General features: G+C 68.5%; 14 protein-coding genes. 8 read left to right on the top strand and 6 right to left on the bottom strand.

What is annotated here, in order from left to right:
* Positions 1–13: 13 nt before the first annotated feature.
* On the top strand, positions 14–1,624 hold the full coding sequence (locus ACWPMX_RS00610) for a phytoene desaturase family protein (protein WP_455698115.1): 1,611 nt from the start codon (positions 14–16) through the stop codon (positions 1,622–1,624).
* A gap of 172 nt (positions 1,625–1,796) precedes the next feature.
* Here ACWPMX_RS00610 and purH read toward each other — a convergent pair whose 3' ends face one another.
* From purH to rpe, 3 genes are read right to left on the bottom strand one after another with little or no spacing between them, the layout of a single operon-like run.
* Complete coding sequence (gene purH, locus ACWPMX_RS00615) at positions 1,797–3,386, bottom strand: bifunctional phosphoribosylaminoimidazolecarboxamide formyltransferase/IMP cyclohydrolase (protein ID WP_455698116.1); 1,590 nt, start codon at positions 3,384–3,386, stop codon at positions 1,797–1,799.
* Between the two features lie 8 nt (positions 3,387–3,394).
* Positions 3,395–5,251, bottom strand: coding sequence for a heparinase II/III family protein (locus tag ACWPMX_RS00620; RefSeq protein ID WP_455698117.1), 1,857 nt, complete (start codon positions 5,249–5,251; stop codon positions 3,395–3,397).
* Positions 5,251–5,925 carry a ribulose-phosphate 3-epimerase gene (gene rpe, locus ACWPMX_RS00625; RefSeq protein WP_455698118.1) on the bottom strand — a complete coding sequence of 225 codons (675 nt, stop codon included), beginning with the start codon at positions 5,923–5,925 and terminating at the stop codon, positions 5,251–5,253. The genes ACWPMX_RS00620 and rpe overlap by 1 nt, the downstream gene beginning before the upstream one ends.
* A 223-nt stretch (positions 5,926–6,148) precedes the next feature.
* On the opposite strand from rpe, the gene ACWPMX_RS00630 reads away from it, so the two are divergent.
* Positions 6,149–6,646: a DUF2141 domain-containing protein gene (locus tag ACWPMX_RS00630; protein WP_455698119.1), complete on the top strand. Its 498-nt coding sequence runs from the start codon at positions 6,149–6,151 to the stop codon at positions 6,644–6,646.
* 3 nt (positions 6,647–6,649) lie between these two features.
* Here the strand turns inward: ACWPMX_RS00630 and ACWPMX_RS00635 are convergent, their stop codons facing one another.
* Positions 6,650–7,540: a hypothetical protein gene (locus ACWPMX_RS00635; RefSeq protein ID WP_455698120.1), complete on the bottom strand. Its 891-nt coding sequence runs from the start codon at positions 7,538–7,540 to the stop codon at positions 6,650–6,652.
* Complete coding sequence (locus tag ACWPMX_RS00640; protein WP_455698121.1) at positions 7,537–8,517, bottom strand: diacylglycerol/lipid kinase family protein; 981 nt, start codon at positions 8,515–8,517, stop codon at positions 7,537–7,539. The genes ACWPMX_RS00635 and ACWPMX_RS00640 overlap by 4 nt, the downstream gene beginning before the upstream one ends.
* 86 nt (positions 8,518–8,603) lie before the next feature.
* On the opposite strand from ACWPMX_RS00640, the gene ACWPMX_RS00645 reads away from it, so the two are divergent.
* Entirely contained in the window at positions 8,604–9,800 is a 1,197-nt protein-coding gene (locus tag ACWPMX_RS00645; RefSeq protein ID WP_455698122.1) for a M20 metallopeptidase family protein, read from the top strand.
* Between the two features lie 53 nt (positions 9,801–9,853).
* On the top strand, positions 9,854–12,943 hold the full coding sequence (putA, locus tag ACWPMX_RS00650; RefSeq protein ID WP_455698123.1) for a bifunctional proline dehydrogenase/L-glutamate gamma-semialdehyde dehydrogenase PutA: 3,090 nt from the start codon (positions 9,854–9,856) through the stop codon (positions 12,941–12,943).
* On the opposite strand, the gene ACWPMX_RS00655 is transcribed toward putA, so the two are convergent.
* Positions 12,940–13,584, bottom strand: coding sequence for a TetR/AcrR family transcriptional regulator (locus ACWPMX_RS00655; protein ID WP_455698124.1), 645 nt, complete (start codon positions 13,582–13,584; stop codon positions 12,940–12,942). The genes putA and ACWPMX_RS00655 overlap by 4 nt on opposite strands.
* A 128-nt stretch (positions 13,585–13,712) precedes the next feature.
* Between ACWPMX_RS00655 and ACWPMX_RS00660 the strand changes: the two genes are divergently transcribed.
* The 4 genes from ACWPMX_RS00660 to ACWPMX_RS00675 are packed head-to-tail and all read left to right on the top strand — an operon-like array spanning position 13,713 to position 18,593.
* Positions 13,713–16,133 (top strand): TonB-dependent receptor, encoded by a 2,421-nt coding sequence (locus tag ACWPMX_RS00660; RefSeq protein WP_455698125.1) that lies wholly within the window; start codon positions 13,713–13,715, stop codon positions 16,131–16,133.
* 58 nt (positions 16,134–16,191) lie between these two features.
* Entirely contained in the window at positions 16,192–16,734 is a 543-nt protein-coding gene (locus ACWPMX_RS00665) for a hypothetical protein (RefSeq protein ID WP_455698126.1), read from the top strand.
* A 56-nt stretch (positions 16,735–16,790) separates the two neighbouring features.
* The gene (dcd, locus tag ACWPMX_RS00670) at positions 16,791–17,345 is read left to right on the top strand and encodes a dCTP deaminase (protein ID WP_455698127.1); all 555 of its coding nucleotides are present in this window, start codon (positions 16,791–16,793) and stop codon (positions 17,343–17,345) included.
* A 45-nt stretch (positions 17,346–17,390) separates the two neighbouring features.
* Positions 17,391–18,593 (top strand): saccharopine dehydrogenase family protein, encoded by a 1,203-nt coding sequence (locus ACWPMX_RS00675; protein ID WP_455698128.1) that lies wholly within the window; start codon positions 17,391–17,393, stop codon positions 18,591–18,593.
* The last annotated feature ends 38 nt before the right edge of the window (positions 18,594–18,631 follow it).

Raw genomic sequence — 18,631 nt, forward strand, 5'->3', positions numbered from 1 at the left:
TGCACCGGCCTTAATGCGGCGGTTGCGATCGGTTCAGGAAGGCGAGGACGAGGGACGGATGCTCGACGCGGTGATCATCGGGGCGGGGCACAACGGGCTGGTGTGCGCCTTCTACCTCGCCCGCGCGGGGCTGAAGGTGCGGCTCTACGAGGCGCGCGGCGTGGTCGGCGGCGCGGCGGTGACCGAGGAATTCGCGCCCGGATTCCGCAATTCGACCGCGAGCTACACGGTCAGCCTGCTGCAGCCGAAGGTGATCGCCGACATGGGGTTGGAACGGCGCGGATACCGCGTGATCGAGCGACCGGTGTCGAACTTCCTGCCGCTGGACGAGGGCCATCTCGTGCTTGGCGGCGGGCTGGAGGCGACGCAGGCGGAGTTCGCCCGGTTCTCGGCGAAGGATGCCGCGGCGCTCCCCGGCTATTACGCCATGCTGGAGACCGTGGCCGACGTGCTGCGCGACCTCGCGCTGCGGATACCGCCGCGGGTGGATGGCGGCCTGATGGCGCTCGCGGACGCGGCGATGCAATCGCGCAGGATCGCGAAGCTGTCGCTCGCACAGAAGCGCGACGTGCTGGCGCTGTTCACCCGCTCGGCGCGCGAGGTGCTCGACCGCTGGTTCGAGAGCGAGCCGGTCAAGGCCGCGTTCGGCTTCGACGCCTGCGTCGGCTCCTACGCCAGCCCAGATGCGCCGGGCAGCGCCTATGTCCTGCTCCACCACGTCTTCGGCGAAGTGAACGGCAAGAAGGGCGCATGGGGTCATGTACCCGGCGGCATGGGCACGATCACTCGCCTGATGAGCGAGGCGGTGCGCGAGGCCGGCGGCGAGATCGCGACCGACGCGCCGGTCGAGCGGGTGCTGGTCGATGACGGAAACGCGGTGGGATTGCGGCTCGCGAGCGGCGAGGAAGTCCGCGCCAGGCGAGTGATCGCGAACCTCGGGCCGAAGCCGCTGTTCGACCGGCTGGTTCCTCCGGAAGCGGTTCCGGCCGATTTCGCGCGGGCGATGGAAGGTTATGCCGGCGGTTCGGGCTCCTTGCGGATGAACGTCGCACTGTCGGGCCTGCCGCGTTTCCGTCATGCGCCGCCGGGCGAGGAACACCTCAAGGCCGGGATCGTGATCGCGCCGAGCCTCGACTACATGGACCGCGCCTGGCGCGACGCGACCGAGCGCGGGTTCAGCACCGCGCCGATCGTCGAGATGCTCATCCCCAGCCTCGTCGACGACAGCCTTGCCCCGGCAGGGCAGCACGTCGCCAGCCTGTTTTGCCAGCACGTCGACCCCGACCTTCCCGAAGAGCGCGAGGCCGAGGCGGTCGAGTCCGTGTTCGCCGCGATCGAGCGCCACGCACCGGGGTTCCGTGCACAGGTTCTCCACACACAGGTCCACAGTCCTCGCGCGCTGGAGGCAAAGTTCGGCCTCTGGCGCGGCGACATCTTCCATGGCCGGATGAGTCTCGACCAGCTCTGGGCCGCGCGCCCCGCGCTGGGCGCGGGCAGCTATGCGACGCCGGTGCCGGGATTATGGCTCTGCGGCTCGGGCGCCCACCCCGGCGGCGGCGTCACCGGCGCGCCGGGCCACAACTGCGCCCACGCAATTCTTCGCCAAGGCAGATGGCGGCGCTGACCACCGACGAAGCCGCGAAAGGTGACACGAAGTATACACCAAAACCAACGGACGCGGCGCCCCTGACCGAGTGATGTGACGGTGGCGGGCGAGATTTGCGAACAATTGTGAAAGAGCCGACCCGTCGAGATGGCACGAGCGCCGCCGTGTAGGAAAGCGCTTTCGCGTCTCCTCAGTGCCGAAAGTGCCGCATCCCGGTGAAGACCATCGCGAGGCCCGCATCGTCGGCGGCCTTGATCACGTCGTCGTCGCGGATCGAGCCGCCCGGCTGGATCACCGCGGTCGCGCCCGCCTCGGCCGCGGCGAGGAGGCCATCGGCGAAAGGAAAGAACGCGTCCGAAGCGACCGCGCTGCCGACCGTGCGCGCGGCGTCCCAGCCGAACTTCTCGGCCGCTTCGGCGGCCTTCATCGCGGCGATGCGCGAGGAATCGCGGCGATTCATCTGGCCCGCGCCGATGCCCGCTGTCGCGCCGTCTTTCGCATAGACGATGGCGTTCGACTTGACGTGGCGCGCCACGGTCCACGCGAACAGGCAGTCCTTCAGCTCCTGCTCGGTCGGTGCGCGCTTCGTCACGACTTTTAGGTCGGCCGCGCTGATCGCGCCGTTGTCGCGGGTCTGGACGAGCAAGCCTCCGGTGATCGGCTTGACCGAGAGGCCGCCGCGGCGCGGATTGGGGAGGTCGCCGGTCAGCAGCAGGCGCAGGTTCTTCTTCTTCGAGAACGCCGCCTTGGCGGCATCGTCGGCATCGGGGGCGACGACGACCTCGGTGAAGATCTCGCAGATCGCCTCTGCCGTCGGGCCGTCGAGCACAGTGTTGACCGCCACGATCCCGCCGAACGCCGAAACGTCGTCGCAATGAAGCGCTTCATTCCATGCATCCAACAGTGTTCTTCGCTGTGCGACGCCGCAGGGGTTGGCGTGCTTGACGATGACCACCGCCGGTTCCTGCCCGGCGAACTCTGCCGCGAGTTCCAGCGCGGCATCGGCATCGGCATAGTTGTTGTAGGAGAGCTCCTTGCCCTGGAGCTGGGTCGCTTGCGCGATACCGCGCCCGTGCGGACCGCCGGGAGTGTAGAGCGCCGCCTGCTGGTGCGGGTTCTCGCCATAGCGCAGGGTCACCGGCGCCTTGCCGTTGACCGCCAGCATGTCGGGAAACAGCTGCTGCTGGTCGGCGAAGGCGAACCACTGGCTGATCATCGAATCGTAGGTCGCGGTGGCACTGAAAGCCTTGGCGGCCATCTTCTTGCGGAATTCGAGCGTCGTCGCGCCGTCGTGCGCGCCGAGTTCGGCGAGCAGGTCATCGTAGTCGGCAGGGTCCGTCAGGATCGTGACGTAGGCATGGTTCTTCGCCGCCGAGCGCACCATGCTCGGCCCGCCAATGTCGATGTTCTCGATGATCTCGTCGCGGTCGGCCCCGCGCATGACGGTCGCCTCGAACGGGTAGAGGTTGACCACGACGAGGTCGATCGCGCCGATCTCGTGCGCTTCCATCGCGGCGGCATGATCGGGGTTGTCGCGCACCGCGAGCAGGCCGCCGTGGACCATCGGGTGCAGCGTCTTGACCCGGCCGTCCATCATCTCGGGAAAGCCGGTTAGGTCCGACACGTCGCGCACCGTCAGGCCCGCGTCGCGCAACGTGCGGGCAGTGCCGCCCGTGGAGACCAGCTCGATGCCGGCATCCGCCAGCGTCATGCCGAGCGAAACAAGGCCGTCCTTGTCGGACACCGAAAGCAGCGCCCGCTTGATCGTCACGTCTGTCACTTCGAAGATTATCCCATTTTCTTGAGGAGCCAGGCGAAACTGCCGCCGCTCCTCGGGGTCAACCCCTGTATCACGATCTGCTCGATCGGCTGCGGGCGGCCCTGGCCGTCGACCCACAGGCTTTCCTCGATCGAGAGCTCCACGCCTTCGGCCGCCTGGCCGAGCCGGAATTGCCAATAGCTGCCGTCGGGCAGGGCGAGGCCCGCGCCGCGCTTGTCCTCCGACAATCCGAGCTCGATGCCCGGGCCGACGTGGAAGCGCAAGGCGAAGCCGATCTTGCCGCGCTTGGCGCTCTTGCCGGACGGCACGAGCAGGTCCTCGCCGCGCAGTTCGCTGCCGTCGTCGCGCAGGATCAGGATGCGGCGGTGGATGAGGCCGTGGCGGCTGGCGTAGCCGTCGTGGCTCGCCTCGAGCCGGGTGGCGGTCCCGTTGCCAAGCGGCATGACGCGGCGGTCGACCTCGACCTCGCCGACACCCGCGCCGAGCTTGCCGTGGAGCAGCACCGCGGTCGAATTGGCATCGTCGAGCGCGAGGGTGGAATGCGCTGCGGTCGCCCGCAGGCCCTGCTCGATGCGAACCGGCACCTGCCCGCCGGCGAAAGCCGCGCCGCCGCAGTTGACGACCAGCCGCTGCGGGCCGTGACTGAATTCGAACGCGAGGGTCGATGCGCAACCGGCACGCGCGTGCTTGGCGAGCGGCGGCGGGGCGGCATCGAACTGGAGCACGGCCTTGCCGCCGGTCGCGCGCTGGTAGCCCCACTGGCGCGCTTCCTTGAGCGGACGGGTACGCACCCCGCTCGCCGAGACGAGCGCGCTGACCCGCTCGGCGGTAACGGCCCCCGCGCCTTGCCACGAGCCGAGCCCGCCGTCGCCGTGGGTCAGCCCGAGCAGCGGCGGTACCAGCATCGCCAGCATCGTCTCGAGCGCTTGCGGCGGATCGCGGCGTACCGCGCGGTAGCAGGCCTTGAGGTCGGTCAGCATCGCGATGGCGCTCATCTGCGCGAGCGGGCTGCGCGACAGCGTGCCGCCGTCGTCTGCGACCAGCTCGCCGAGCGCCCTTACGAGACCCGCTTCGCCGAACAGCCGCCGCGGCTTGCCGTCGGGGAGCAGCAGCCCGGCGGCGACGATCGCGGTCCACCCGGCGACCTCGCCCAGGCGATCCGGCGCCTTTGTGACGTTGCGGTCGAGCCAGCGCGCGGTCTCGCCCATCGCGGCGAGCGCCCTGGCGCGCAGCTTGCCGTCGCCCGACAGGATCAGCGGCGCATGGACCAGCCACATCAGCAGGCGCTGGCCCGCGTTCTCGACTTGCCACGCCGCGCCTTTGCCGGGCTTGCGATTCACTTCGAGCCAGCTCGAGAGTACGCGCTCGGCGGTGGCGGTGCACTGTTCGCGCGGGGCGCAGGCGGCCAGGTCGCGCAGCCAGGTAAAGCCGTGGACCGTCCGCTCGAACGGCGGGGTCAGCTTGGCGACCGGCTGGAAGTCCATCTGCGCGATCGGCGCCTTGACCCCGTGGACGAAGAAATGGCCTGCGCGCAGGGCGACGCCCGCCGCACGCTCGCCGGTCAGCGGGCTTTCGACGGTGCCGAGCAGGCGCGGCTTGGCCGCCTTGCCGAACGGGCGCGAAAGGGTGCTGCCCGAGACGCCCATGCGATAGGCGAGGCGGATCAACGCTTCCCCGGCGCCGAGCGAGGGCGGCGCGAAATCGGCGATGGCGAGCGCGCGGCCTGCCTCCAGCACTTCGCCGGGTTCGTCGCCGGTCGCGGTCAGCGCGTGGAGCTCACCGCCCTTGCGCAGCGGCAGGGCGAGCGATTCGGAAGGGCGGGCGTCGCTGGCCCCTTTGGCGCGGACCTTTTCGACTGTCGCCATCAGGCGGCGACCTCGATCGGGCCCTTCAGCCCTTCGATGTTCGCCGCGTAACGATCCGGTCCGCCCTTGAACGTGGCCGAACCCGCCACGAGCACGTCCGCCCCCGCCTCGACGCATTGGCGTGCGGTGACCGCGTCGACCCCGCCGTCCACCTCGAGGTGGATCGCCTTGCCGGTCTTGTCGATCATCTTGCGCACCGCCTCGATCTTACGGAGCTGGCTCGCGATGAAGCTCTGCCCGCCGAACCCGGGGTTGACGCTCATGATGAGGACGAGGTCGATGTCCTCGATCAGGTAATCGAGCATCTTGGCGGGGGTCGCGGGGTTGAGGCTGATCCCGGCCTTCTTGCCGAGCGCCTTGATCGCCTGGACCGTGCGATGGACGTGGGGTCCGGCCTCCGGGTGGACGGTGATGATGTCCGCGCCCGCCTCGGCGAACGCCTCCAGCCAGTTGTCGACCGGGCTGACCATCAGGTGGACGTCGAACGGCTTGGCGGTGTGGGGGCGCAGCGCCTTCACCACGCCGGGGCCGATGGTGAGGTTGGGGACGTAGTGCCCGTCCATCACGTCGATGTGGATCCAGTCGGCACCGGCTGCGTCGATCGCGCGCACTTCTTCGCCCAGCCGCGCGAAGTCGGCGGAAAGGATCGACGGGCTGATCAACGGACGTGCCATGCGGGATCGGCTCCTGCTGCCTGCCCCCCCGCGCTTAACCATTGCCGCCGAGAGGGCACAAGCGAAAGACCCCCCTTTTCCACACCGCCCCGGAGGTAAATCCGCCCCCACGTCCCAATTCAGGGCAAATTCAGGCCGCGAGCGCCATTTGCGCCGCCATAAACAGGGGCCACATCCGCCGCCGGCTTGAGCCGTGCGCCATGCCCCGCCATAGGGACCTCCCATGAATTCGAAGATTCTCCGCCTGACTGCCGTCCTGCTCGCCGCCGGTTCGCTCGCGACCGGAGCGTCCGGCGCGGCGCAGTACCGCGAGCGGATTTCCAACGACATGAGCGAATGCCGGCAGGGAAGCGGTCCCGCGGTGCAGGTCACGGTCAGCGGGCTCAAGGCAGGCGGCAAGGTCCGCGTGCAGGCCTACCGCGCGACCGCGTCGGACTGGCTCAAGAAGGGACGCTGGATCAACCGGATCGAGGCGCCGACCCGCGCCGGGACGATGACGTTCTGCGTCCCCGTGCCGAGCGCCGGCCAGTATGCGATCGCGGTCCGCCACGACAAGGACGGCGACGGCGAGACCGACCTGTCGAGCGACGGCGGCGGCATGTCGAACAATCCGTCGATCAACATCTTCAACCTCGGCAAGCCGAGCGTTTCGAAGACGGCGTTCGCGGTGGGTGACGGCGTGAAGTCGATCACCATCCGCATGCGCTACATGGGCTCATAGAGTTCAACCTCGACGCGCGCGCCATACGCGCCACAGCACGCCCGGAGCAGCAAGGAACGGGTGCTTCTCGCGCCACGGCGTCAGCGGGACCGCCACCCCGGTGTGGCGCTCGATCTTCCACGCGGCATAGGCGGCCGCACCGTCGAACGTCGTGCTCGCCTTCGACAGCCGGAGGAGGTTGAGCGGCTTGCCGAAGCGGGCCCGCACCTTCCACCACCGCACTATCCGGGCCTTTTCGGCCGGCGACAATGCCGGACGCAGCCGGGGGCCGGTCGTGTCGAACGGGATGCCTGCTTTGTCCCACGCAAGCGGAAGCAGTCCGTCGAAATGCGCGGCGTTGACCGACAGGATGTCGTTCTCCCGCCCCGGCTTCTCGACGCGGAACTCGGCGCGATAGGTCGCCCGGAACAGCGCCGCCCAGTATTCTGCCGCGGAGCCCTCGGGCGGGCCGAGCGCGGCGGCGAGCCGCCCGGCGGTCTGTACCGCGGCGGCAATCGCGCAATTGACCTCGCCGCGCGCCGCGTCGTCGGCCGCCCAGGCAAGGCCCGCAGGTTGCACGAAGCGGGCCCAGATCGTGGTGTCGCGCGAAATGCCACTGGCGGCGCGCAAGAAGGTCTCAAGCGCCATCGTCGCGATCTTGGCGCGCAGCGTGCCGACGGGCATCTCCCATTCGCGATAGGACACCCGCGGCCAGATCCGCTCGACCTGCGCGCCCGGCAGCAGGACGTAGAAATCAAGCACGCCCTCGAGCGAACCGGTCCGCAGGTTCGATCCGTAGAACAGCACCGCGCGCGCGCCGCCTTCGCGCCCCAGTTCGGCGGCGATGGCGCGGACTTCGGGGGCGATGGGCGCGTCGAGCGCAGCCGCGATGCGGGCAGCGAGCGCGTCCGTCACGGGGCCACGAACGACAGCGCCGGGCCCGGCACGATCTCGTAGCGGCCAGCGGGGAAAGCCTCGCCGTCGAGGATGAAGTTCCCCTCCACGTCGATCTCGATGCGGTCGGTCGTGCCGCGCTGAATGCCGTTGCGGACGAGCCAGCCGCTCTCCCATCCGGCGACGATCGCCGGAATCGCCGCCATGACCCGGCGGCGCGGATGATCCATGATCGCGTATTTCATGCCGGTGAGCGAGCCGAACGGGCGCACGCCCGCGGGAAAATTCTCGATCGTGGCGGCCAGCACGAACAGCCGCCGCGTGGGATCGCCCCAGCGGCTGCGCGGCACGTCCGCCCGGTCCTCACCGACGCGGATTGTCATCGGCACGCCGCGGCGCCAGAGGTTGCGATCGGTACCGAACAGGGCCTGGAGGACGCCCCACGCGGCGGTGGCGGCGACAGCGATGGAATCGAACGCGCCCAGCCGGTGCGCGTCCTGCCCGGCGTTGATCGCCGTCGTGAACACGCCCGCGCCGAAGACGAAACCGGCCAGCGCACCATTGCCTTCGAGTTCGCGAACGATCAGCGGTCGCCGCTCGATCCGCCTGCCGTCTGCCAACGCATCGACCAGCTTGACGATGTCGAAGTCCTTCGGCGCGCCGAGGTCGACCGCGAGCGCGTTGGTCTTGCCCGCGGGCAGCACCGCGAGCTCTGGCCAGGTGTCGCCATAGACCGACAGGCCCGCGGTCAGCACGTCGCGCACGGTGCCGTCGCCGCCGCTGATGGCGATGCAATCGATGTTGCGGGCGCGGAAATCCTCGAGCGTGGCGCGCAGGTCCGATCGTCGTTCGGGAGCGGCGACGTGGACGCCGGGTAGCGTCGCGGCCAGCTCGCGAAGGCCCTGGTTGCGGCGGCTGCGCGGATTGAACACGACGCCGATCCTTGGCGTCACGGCGGCAGGACTGGCCGGTGGGGACGAGGCGGTTGGGATGTCCATGCTCCACGCGCCCTTAGCGCGCGGGCGCGAGGGCCTCCACCACAAGTTTTTGCCTGTGCGAGGGAAAAGTCGGGTTATCGTGGCGCATGCTTCACCCCGACATCCTCGATTCGGCGCAGTTGCTCGCCGACCGCATCGTCACCCTGCGCCGGGCGATCCACGCCGAGCCCGAAATCGGCCTGCAGACCCCGCTGACGCTGGCGAAGGTCCGCGCCGCACTGGCGCACCTGCCGCTCGAATGGCGCGAGGGCGGGGCGACGACCGGCGCGGTGGCGACGCTCAAGGGCGGCAAGCCCGGTCGCCGGGTGCTCCTGCGCGGAGACATGGACGCGTTGCCGATGCCCGAGGAGACTGGGCTCGACTTCGCCTCGACCATCCCGGGCCGGATGCACGCGTGCGGGCACGACACCCACACCGCGATGCTCGCCGGTGCAGCCGAATTGCTCGCAGCCCGGCGCGACGACTTGGCGGGCGAGGTGCAGTTCATGTTCCAGCCCGGCGAGGAAGGCTATCACGGTGCGCGGCACATGCTCGACGACGGGCTGATCGACCCGCTTCCCGATGCCGCCTTCGCGCTCCACATCATGCCCAACGCTCGGCACGGCGCGGTGGCCGGGCGGGCCGGACCGCTGATGGCGGCGGCGGACGAATTCGACATTACCATAATCGGGCGCGGCGGCCACGCATCGATGCCGCACGACACGCTCGATCCGGTGCCGGGAGCCTGCGCGGTGGTGAGCGCGTTGCAAGCCGCGGTGACCCGCCGCTTCAACGCCGCCGACGCGGTGGTGGTGACGGTGACCATGCTGGAGGCGGGGACCGCGCACAACGTGATCCCCAACCAGGCCCGCCTGCGCGGAACGATGCGAACGCTGTCGGCCCACAATCGCGCGCTGGTGCACGAACTGGTCGAGCAGACCGCGCACGGCGTCGCCGCCGGATACGGCCTTTCTGCCGAGATCGCGATCCGACACGGCTTTCCGGTGACGGTCTGCGATGCGCGCGCCGTCGAACTCGGCCAGGCGGTGACCGGCGAACTGTTCGGCGATGCGGCCTGGACGCCGATGCCCGCGCCGATCATGGGCGCGGAGGATTTCTCGTACCTGCTCGAAAAGGTGCCCGGAGCGATGTTCTTCCTCGGCGTGGCGCATGAAGGCGACGACTGGCGGTCGTGCTGCTCGATCCATTCGACGCGCATGGTGGTGGACGAAAGCGTGCTGCCGCGCGGCACCGCGCTGCTTGCCGGGTGTGCGCTCCGGTTCCTCGAGCGCGGCTTCGATTAGGCCCGCTTGCCAGACGACTTGATTGCACCTGAAACCGGGTGCAGGGGCGCGAAATGACCGCGCCTGCTTCGATCGACCGCCACGCCCTGCGCCTCGCCTACCGCATGGAAGAGGAGGCCTGCGTCGCCGAGCGCATCCGCATGGCCGCTGCCGCGCAAAGCGCGCACGGCGAAGCGGCGAAGATCGCGGGCCGGCTGATCGAGGGCGCCCGCGCGCGCAAGGCCAGCGGGCTCGACGCATTCCTGCAGACCTACGGCCTCGACACCGAAGAGGGCATCGCGCTGATGTGCCTTGCCGAAGCGTTGCTACGCGTACCCGACGCGGCGACCGCCGACGCGCTGATCAAGGACAAGATCGGCCATATCGACTGGGGCGAGCACCTCGGCGAATCGAGCTCCACTTTCGTCAACGCGGCGACGTTTTCGCTGATGCTGACCGGCGAAGTGCTCGACCCGCCGGAGGCGCACCAGCGCGGGGCGGGCGCGGCGTTGAAGCGCGCGATCGGCCGGATGGGCGAGCCGGTGATCCGCAAGGCGACGCTCCAGGCGATGCGCATCCTCGGCGGCCAGTTCGTGTTCGGGCGGACGATCGACGAGGCACTCAAGCGCGCCGCACCCGAGCGGGCGAAGGGATTGCAGCACAGTTTCGACATGCTCGGCGAGGCGGCGATGACCTTCGCCGACGCCGAACGCTACCGCGCAAGCTACGAAGGCGCGATCGCGCGTCTCTCGGGCGAGACCCGTGCAGGGTGGGAGGATTCGCCGGGTATCTCGGTCAAGCTGTCGGCGCTCTACCCGCGCTACGATTTTCTCCACGCCGAAGCCGCGAAGGCCGCGCTGGTGCCGATGATCCGCGATCTCGCGGGGAAGGCGCGCGACGGCGGGATGCACTTCACCATCGATGCCGAAGAGGCCGAGCGGCTCGAGCTGTCGATGGATATCATCGAGGCTTTGGTCTCCGACGATTCGCTGTTCGAAGGCGGTTGGGGCGGGTTCGGGCTCGCGTTGCAAGCCTACCAGAAGCGCGCGGTGCACATGTGCGACTGGGTCGCCAAGCTCGCCCGGCGGCACGGGCGGCGGCTGTTCGTGCGGCTCGTCAAAGGCGCCTACTGGGACAGCGAGATCAAGCTCAGCCAGGTCGGCGGTTACGACGATTATCCGGTGTTCACCCGCAAGGTTTCCACCGACGTCAGCTACCTCGCCTGCGCGGCCAAGCTGCTCGACGCCGAGGACGCGATCTTCCCCGCGTTCGCGACGCACAACGCCTACACGATCGCGGCGATCAAGGCGCTGGCCGGTGAGCGCCAGTTTGAATTCCAGCGCCTCCACGGGATGGGCGAGGACGTTTACGACGAGCTCGGCAAATTGGAAGGCAACGCGCGCACCCGGGTGCGGATCTATGCGCCGGTCGGCGGGCACAAGGACCTGCTCGCCTACCTCGTGCGCCGGCTGTTGGAGAACGGGGCCAACTCCTCGTTCGTCAACCGCATGGCCGATGCCGACGTGCCGGTGTCCGAGCTGACCGGCGATCCGGTGGCAGAACTCGCCGGGCTCTCGCCGAAGCGCAATCCGTCGATCCCGCTTCCGGCCGAGATTTTCGGCAACCGGGCCAACAGCGCGGGCGTCGATCTCGCCGATCCGCTGGTCCGCGCGCCGCTGCTCGAGCGGCTGGGGGCGCTGGCAAACCGCGAGTGGAGTGCGGTGCCGACCTTCGGGGAAGAAGGCGGGGCAACGCCGATCACGTCGCCGATCGATGGCTCACTCGTCGGCACCTGCCGCGATGCCACCCCGGTCGAAGTGGCCGAGGCGATCGCCCGGGCCGATGCGATCCAGCCCGGCTGGAACGCGCTGGGCGGCGAGAAGCGCGCGTTGCTGCTCGAAGCCTGCGCCGACGCGTTCGAAGCGCATACGGCCGAATTCATCTCGCTGTGCCAGCGCGAGGCCGGCAAGACCACGGTCGACGGCGTGCTCGAGGTGCGCGAGGCGGTCGATTTCCTGCGCTTTTACGCGGGCGAGGCACGGCGGCTGTTTTCCGCTTCGATCCCGCTGCCGGGTCCGACCGGAGAGGAAAACCGCTTGACGCTCGCCGGGCGCGGGGTGTTCGCCACGATCAGCCCGTGGAATTTCCCGCTGGCGATCTTCATCGGCCCTGCCGCCGCCGCGCTCGCGGCGGGCAATACGGTCGTCGCCAAGCCGGCCGAGCAGACGCCGCTGATCGCCGCGCTGGCAGTGCGGCTGTGCCACGAGGCGGGCATTCCCCCGGAAGTCCTCCAGCTCCTGCCCGGCGGCGGCGAGGTGGGCCAGCATATCACCTCCGATCCCACGATCGCGGGCGTCGCCTTCACCGGATCGACCCAGACCGCGCAGGCGATCAACCGGAGCCTCGCCGCGCGCGACGGACCGATCGCCACGCTGGTGGCCGAGACCGGCGGGCAGAACGCGATGATCGTCGACAGCTCGGCGCTGCCCGAGCAGGTCACGCGCGACGTGGTGGCCTCCGCCTTCCAGAGCGCGGGCCAACGCTGCAGCGCACTGCGGGTTCTGTACCTTCAGGACGACGTCGCCGACGCGATGCTCGAAATGATCCGCGGCGCGTTCGAGGCGCTGGTGATCGGCGACCCGCGCGATCCCGCGACCGACGTCGGCCCGGTGATCGACGAGGAAGCCAAGGCCTCGCTCGAAGCGCACATCGCGGGGGCCGCGAAGGTCTGGCGGCGCGCGCTTCCGCAAGGCACCGACAAGGGCTGCTTCGTCGCGCCGACGATCATCGAGATCGCTTCGATCCGCGAACTGGCCCGGGAGAATTTCGGCCCGGTGCTCCACGTGGCGCGGTTCAAGGGCGGCGAGCTCAGCCAAGTGATCGGCGACATCAACGCCGTCGGTTACGGTCTCACGCTGGGCCTCCACAGCCGCATCGCCGAGACGCGCCGCACGGTCGAACGCCTCGCCAAGGTCGGCAATCTCTACGTCAACCGCAACCAGATCGGCGCGGTGGTGGAAAGCCAGCCGTTCGGCGGCGAGGGGCTGTCGGGCACGGGGCCGAAGGCGGGCGGCCCGCACTACGTTCTGCGGTTAGCGACCGAGCGGGTGGTGTGCATCGACACGACCGCCGCGGGCGGCAACGCGAGCCTGCTGGCGAGCTAGTCGCGGCGCGCGATGCCGCGCGTCAGGAGGTCCGCGACGACGTCGGCAATCTCTCCGACCGGCCGACTGTCGTCCCACACGCCGAAGCGCATGCCGAGGAAGACGTTGGCCCCCATGATCGCCCAGGCGCGCACCTCGTTGTCGCCGGGCAGCAGGTGGCCGCGCTCCACCGCCGCATCGAGCCGCGCCGCAATGCGAGCGGCCGCGTCGCCATAGTGCGCGCGATAGGCGGCGGGGTCGGCAAACTCCGCTTCGTCGATGATGCGGTAGATTTCCTTGTGTTCGCGCGCGAAGCCGAGGAACGCGGTCAGCGCCTCACGCTCGCGCACCACGCCCGACGAGCCGGGCGCCATCGCGGCGGCGGCCGATTCGGCGACCGATCGGCTCATGTCGGACACCAGCGCGGAGAAGATCGCCTCCTTGCTGTCGAAGTAGGTGTAGAAGCTGCCCAGCGCGGTCCCGGCGCGGCGGGTTATCCCGCTGATCGATGCCGCGTGGAAACCGACCTCGCCGAATTCGTGCGCCGCCGCGTCGAGCAGCTTGCGCAGGGTTTCGCGACCGCGCGCGGTGCGCGGCTCTTTGCCCGGGCTTGCCGCGCTGGGGCCGGGGCTGGCTGGCGAGGGGGTCGAGACTGTGGCCACGGCGCAACGGATACGCGCACTCGACATCTCCGGCAATGAATAAAGTTGAAAGGTGGTTCAACTTTCAATATCAGCGTTCCTCAACAAGCCGCCGGTTCCGTGTGCGGCCGTTCCAGGAGAGAGATGTCATGAGCCGCCTGCCCGTTCGCGCCAGCCATGTTGCCCTTGCGAGCCTGATCGCGCTGGGAGCTTTCGCAACTCCCGCGGCCGCACAGGACACTGCAACCGAAGTCGATGCGGCTGCCAACGCTGCAGCGGATGCGGTCGCCGCCGAAGCTGACGATACCGGGGGCATCGTGGTCACCGCCCGCCGCCGCGAGGAAAACCTGCTCGACGTGCCGATCGCGGTTACTGCGTACGGTGCAGAGGCGCTGGAGAACAGCGGCGCGGTCGACATCACGGACATCAGCGACACCACGCCCAACGTCACGATCGAAAACAGCCGCGCCACCAACTCGACCCTGTCGGCGTTCATTCGCGGCGTCGGACAGCAGGACCCGGTCGGCGGCTTCGAAGCGGGCGTCGGCATCTACCTCGACGATGTCTACCTCAACCGTCCGCAGGCCGCCGTTCTGGATGTCTACGAAGTCGAGCGCATCGAGGTCCTGCGCGGTCCGCAGGGTACTCTCTACGGTCGCAACACGATCGGCGGCGCGATCAAGTACGTGACCAAGCGCCTGCCCGACGATTTCGAGGCGAAGGTTCGCGCGACCTATGGCTCGTACGACCAGGCCGATCTCGTCGCCAGCATTTCAGCCCCGGTCGGGGACATGTTCAAGTTCGGCGTATCGGGTGCGCGGCTGAGCCGCGGCGGCTTCGGCGAGAACCTCAACCTGGGGATCGAGAACTACAACAAGGACGTGTGGGCCGGGCGCGCCTCGATGGAATTCGAATCGCCGGATGGCCGGATGTCGATCCGCGTCGCGGGCGACTACACGCACGACAAGTCCAACCCGCGAAACGGCCACCGGCTGATCCCGGGCCAGTTCTCGGGTGCCCCGGTGCTGGACAACGTCTACGACACCCGCGCCGGCCTCACCGTGCCCGCGCAGGATATCGAGGCCTACGGCCTGATGATGAACGTTACCGCCGAGCTGTCGGACTCGCTCACGCTGCGGTCGATCAGCGCGTGGCGCGAGGACAAGAGCTTCGTTCCGATCGATTTCGACGCGCTGCCGACCATCGACGTCGACGTGCCGGGCATCTACTTCAACGACCAGACGAGCCAGGAATTCCAGCTCCTCTACAACAGCGACCGCGTGAACGGCCTCGTCGGCTTCTACTACCTCGAAGCGAACGCGCTGACGCAGTTCGACGTGGTCCTGGCCACGACCGGGCCGCTGATCGGCATTCCGCAGGCATCCAATTTCGGCCAGTTCACCAGCGGCGACGTCAATACCGAAACCTGGTCGGCGTTCGGCGACTTCACGTTCGACGTGACCGACTGGCTGAGCGTGTCGGGCGGCATCCGCTACACCAAGGACAGCCGTCGCTCGATCATCTACAAGGCCAACCGCGTGTTCCTGCCTTCGCCGCAGTTCGGCGGCACCGGGGTGGACCTGGGCGCGCCGATCACCAATTTCACCGGCAAGGCCAAGTTCGAAAAGTGGACCCCGCGGGTCTCGGTCTCGCTGAAGCCGTCGGAAGACCTGATGGTCTACGCCTCGTATTCGCAAGGCTTCAAGGGCGGCGGCTTCGATCCGCGCGGCAGCGCGAACATCACGCCGAACACCGATGGCGTGGCCGGTCCGCCGAGCTATGCCGAAATCTACGACTTCTTCCTGTTCGAGCCCGAAACGGTCGACAGCTACGAAGTCGGCGTGAAGGGTTCGCTGTTCGACAACGCGTTCACCTATGCCCTGACCGGGTTCTACGCCGACTACACGAACGTGCAGATTCCCGGCTCGGTGGGCGTCGACGCCAACGGAGATGGCATCTTCGAAGGGTTCGCGGGCGTGACGACCAACGCGGGCAAGGCACGCTTCAAGGGTGTCGAGGCCGAAGTGTTCGCTCGGATGGCGCGCGGCTTCGCCGGGGCGGGGTCGCAGATCACGCTGGGCGCTACCGCTGGCTACATCGATGCCGAGTACCTCGAATACAACACGATCATCGGCGGGGCGCCGGTCAACGTGGCGCCGTTCCGTGGAATTCAGAACACGCCGAAGTTCACCGCTTCGACCACGCTGGGGGCCGACGTGCCGATGGGCGAGGGGAACCTGTCGGCCAATGTCACGCTGTCGCACAAGTCCAGCACCCAGCAGTTCGAGATCGCCAACCCCTATCTCGACCAGCCCGGTTACGAACTGCTCGATGCCGGCGTGACGTATCGCTTCGCCGGGGACCGCCTCACGCTGGGCGTCTACGGCAAGAACCTCACCAACGAACGCTACATCACCTCGGGCTATCCGTTCATCGCGACCAACGCCACGACCGGTGTGCCCGTGCTGGCGAACGGCAATCCGGTTCCGGCACTGGGGCGTGAGGGCGTGCTGACGGCGTTCTACGGCAACCCGCGCCAGGTGTTCGTCACCGGCACGGTCAAGTTCTGATCGATACGATGCCGCCGGGGGTTCAAACCTCCGGCGGCCCCTGATAAGGCGCGGCGCAATGCGTCGCGCCTTTTTCGTTCGGATTCTGTCGCTTGTCCTGGCGTGCCTTGCCGGAGCGTGGTCGCCTGCCGCCTTCGCCAAGGTCACGATGAGCTTCCACAGCTTCAACGGCTCGTTCCCGTTCGGGCGCTACCCGCACACCTTCATCGTGCTGGAAGGGACCGACGACGCCACCGGCAGGACGGTCAACGAGAACTACGGCTTCTCCGCCAGGTCCGCCGGGCCAGCGGTGCTGGCCGGGCCGGTCGCGCATATCGTGATGACCGAGAAGGCGAAGTACATCAAAACCACCAACCGCCATTTTTCGGTCGAACTGAGCGACGACCAGTTTCGCCGCGTCACCGCCGAAGTCGCGCGTTGGCGCAATGCTCCGGGCAAGTATTACAGCCTCGATTCGCGCAACTGCATCCATTTCGTGGGCGCCATGGCCGAGATCGTGGGTATCACGGTCGACTACCCGCAGGACCTGCTCCGCAAGCCCAAGGCCTGGCTCAACCACATATCGGCGCGCAATCCGCGGCTCGGCGCCAAGCAGTTGTAGCGGATAAGCGCCCGCCCTCGCTTGCCCGGCGGCGGCAGGTGGGGAATGACCCGCGCATGGCGATTCTTTCCGACAAGTGGATCCGCGAGCACGCGACGACCGAAGGGATGATCGAACCCTTCGTCGAGGCGCAGCGACGCGAGGGGTGCATCAGCTACGGCCTGTCGAGCTACGGCTACGACGCGCGCGTGGCGGACGAGTTCAAGATCTTCACCAACGTCGATTCGGCGGTAGTCGACCCCAAGGACTTCGCTGCCAACAGCTTCGTCGACCGCAAGACCGACGTCTGCGTGATCCCGCCCAACTCGTTCGCGCTTGCCCGCACGGTCGAATATTTCCGCGTGCCGGAGGACGTGCTGGTGATCTGCCTCGGCAAGAGCACCTATGCCCGCTGCGGGATCATCGTGAACGTCACCCCGCTCGAACCGGGCTGGGAAGGACACGTGACGCTCGAATTCTCGAACACGACGCCATTGCCCGCCAAGATTTACGCCAACGAAGGCGCGTGCCAGTTCCTGTTCCTGCAGGGCAACGAGCGGTGCGAGACGAGCTATCGCGACCGCGCGGGCAAATACATGGGCCAGCGCGGGGTCACCCTGCCGCGGCTTTGACAGGCGGCGCGCGGTAGCGCACTCCTTGGCCAGAGGAGAGGGTGCATGGCTGCCAACAAGTCCGATCGCGAATTCGACATCGTCGTCTATGGGGCTACCGGCTACACCGGGCGGCTGGTGGCGGAACACTTCGTGCGTGAGTATTCCGGCAAGCCCGGCGCGCCGAAATGGGCGATGGCGGGCCGCAGCAAGGACAAGCTCGCCGAGGTCCGCGACGCGATCCGCGCGCCCGCCGATACGACGCTGGTGGTTGCGGACGCGAGCGATCCGGGCAGCCTCGATGCCATGTGCCACCGCACCCGCGTGGTGCTGACGACGGTCGGCCCCTACCAGCTCTACGGCAGCGAACTCGTCGCCGCCTGCGCGCGCAGCGGCACCGACTACGCCGACCTCTGCGGTGAGCCCGGCTGGATGCACGAGATGATCGCCGCGCATCACGAACACGCGAAGGCGTCGGGCGCGCGGATTTCGTTCTCGAGCGGGTTCGATTCGATCCCCTTCGACCTCGGCGTGCTGATGCTCCAGAAAGAGGCGGTCGCCCGCTTCGGCAAACCCGCGCCGCGCGTCCGCGGGCGCGTACGGGCGATGAAGGGGACCTTCTCGGGCGGGACCGCGGCCAGCCTTGGTGCGACGGTCAAGGCGGCGGCGAAGAACCCCAGCCTGATCGGCGTGCTCAACGATCCGTTCGCGCTGACGCCGGGCTTCGAGGGTCCCGACCAGCCCAACGGCCTGATCCCACGCCACGAGGACGACCTCGACCGCTGGGCCGCGCCGTTCATCATGGCGACGATCAACACCAAGAACGTCCACCGTACAAACTTCCTGCTCGGCCACCCGTGGGGCACCGATTTCAGGTACGACGAGATGATGCTCACCAGCCCCGGCGAGGCGGGCAAGGCCGCGGCGAACGCGGTGGTCGGCCTGCTCAAGAACCCGTTCGGCGCCAAGCCGCCCGCGCCCGGCGAAGGACCGAGTGCGGAGGAACGCGAGACCGGCCACTACGACGTGCTGTTCGTGGGCGAGATGCCCGGCGGCGAGCGGCTGCATTACGCGGTCAAGGGCCGCTACGATCCGGGCTACGGATCGACCAGCCGGATGCTGGCGGAAACGGGCCTGGCACTGCTGGCCTCGGACGCGCCGGGTGGAATCGGAACTCCGGGGTCGATCCTCGGCGAGGAACTGGTCGAGCGGCTGCGCGACCATGCCGAGATCACTTTCGGGACAGAGGACGCCGGAAAGGCTGCCTGACGGTTCGGCACTTTTTGCGCGCTCCACGCGTTACGGGT

The sequence above is a fragment of the Tsuneonella sp. HG094 genome, from assembly GCF_053819285.1.

Excerpts from the sequence above, each read along its gene's own strand:
- ACWPMX_RS00610 (WP_455698115.1), top strand. The coding sequence starts at position 14 with ATGCGGCGGTTGCGATCGGTTCAGGAAGGCGAGGACGAGGGACGGATG.
- putA (WP_455698123.1), top strand. The coding sequence starts at position 9,854 with ATGACCGCGCCTGCTTCGATCGACCGCCACGCCCTGCGCCTCGCCTAC.
- rpe (WP_455698118.1), bottom strand. The coding sequence starts at position 5,925 with ATGGCACGTCCGTTGATCAGCCCGTCGATCCTTTCCGCCGACTTCGCG.
- ACWPMX_RS00660 (WP_455698125.1), top strand. The coding sequence starts at position 13,713 with ATGAGCCGCCTGCCCGTTCGCGCCAGCCATGTTGCCCTTGCGAGCCTG.
- ACWPMX_RS00675 (WP_455698128.1), top strand. The coding sequence starts at position 17,391 with ATGGCTGCCAACAAGTCCGATCGCGAATTCGACATCGTCGTCTATGGG.
- ACWPMX_RS00645 (WP_455698122.1), top strand. The coding sequence starts at position 8,604 with ATGCTTCACCCCGACATCCTCGATTCGGCGCAGTTGCTCGCCGACCGC.
- dcd (WP_455698127.1), top strand. The coding sequence starts at position 16,791 with ATGGCGATTCTTTCCGACAAGTGGATCCGCGAGCACGCGACGACCGAA.
- ACWPMX_RS00620 (WP_455698117.1), bottom strand. The coding sequence starts at position 5,251 with ATGGCGACAGTCGAAAAGGTCCGCGCCAAAGGGGCCAGCGACGCCCGC.
- ACWPMX_RS00665 (WP_455698126.1), top strand. The coding sequence starts at position 16,192 with ATGCGTCGCGCCTTTTTCGTTCGGATTCTGTCGCTTGTCCTGGCGTGC.
- ACWPMX_RS00630 (WP_455698119.1), top strand. The coding sequence starts at position 6,149 with ATGAATTCGAAGATTCTCCGCCTGACTGCCGTCCTGCTCGCCGCCGGT.
- ACWPMX_RS00640 (WP_455698121.1), bottom strand. The coding sequence starts at position 8,517 with ATGGACATCCCAACCGCCTCGTCCCCACCGGCCAGTCCTGCCGCCGTG.